1 protein-coding gene and 1 pseudogene are annotated in these 804 nt (G+C 73.5%); both read left to right on the forward strand.

Annotated elements, in window-relative coordinates; translation table 11 throughout:
• The coding region (locus JK363_RS41450; RefSeq protein WP_201883493.1) for an SPDY domain-containing protein at positions 1-395 on the forward strand (395 nt) is incomplete at its 5' end.
• Between the two features lie 108 nt (positions 396-503).
• A pseudogene (locus JK363_RS41455) lies at positions 504-804 on the forward strand (DUF317 domain-containing protein); the annotation flags it as partial.

An 804-nucleotide genomic window follows, 5' to 3' on the forward strand; every position in this document is an offset into this window, starting at 1 on the left:
CCGCCCTCACCACCGCACTCGCCGCCGACGTCGACAGCCGCAGTGACCACCCGCCCTACCTCCACAACACCGGCCACCCGGACACCGTCTGGCACCCCCTGACCGAGGCCGGATGGCAGCACAGCATCACCGAATTCGGGGACCGCGCCCTGGCACCGGACCTGCTCGCCGAAGTCACCCACACCCCGCCACGCCCGGGCCCCGCCTTGGACCAGGCCCACGAGGAGGCGTGGCAGGTCGAGGTACGGACCAGCGATGGAGACGAGGCGCCGTGGTGGGCCGAATTCCACAACGCCACCCCGGCTCACCTGATCACCGCCTTCACCACGGCCCTGGCATCCCCGCAGCCCCTGCGGCGCACCGGGTACACCCCCCGCCACAGGTCCGCCACCTGATCAACGGCGCCTGAGCGCCCCGCAGGCAGGGTGCCGCCCCGCACACCCCGGGCCGGGGCGGCACCCCAACCACCCACCCAGCCAACCCCCGAACACACGGAGCCGACCGTGACACACCACCCCCGAATCAGGCAGCCGTATCTGATCGTGCCCCGCTACCTCGCGGGCCCGGACCCCGACGCTACGACCACCGCCGCACACGTCCTGCAAGCCGCCGGTTGGCATACCGAGCACACGCCCGACCACACCGACTACAGCGACCCCGGCGGCCTGCGCCAGGCGCGCCACCTCGCCGACGGCGCCGACCCGAGGCGCCCCGAGCAGCCCCTGATGACTTGGGAGTTCACCGCCAGCCCGGCGCACGGTGGGCCTGCGGCCTGGACGGCATGGTTCTGCCGCGACACCCCGC

Origin of the sequence: Streptomyces coffeae (assembly GCF_016741875.1) — a bacterium.
In the GTDB taxonomy this organism is placed as follows: Bacteria; Actinomycetota; Actinomycetes; order Streptomycetales; family Streptomycetaceae; genus Streptomyces; species Streptomyces coffeae.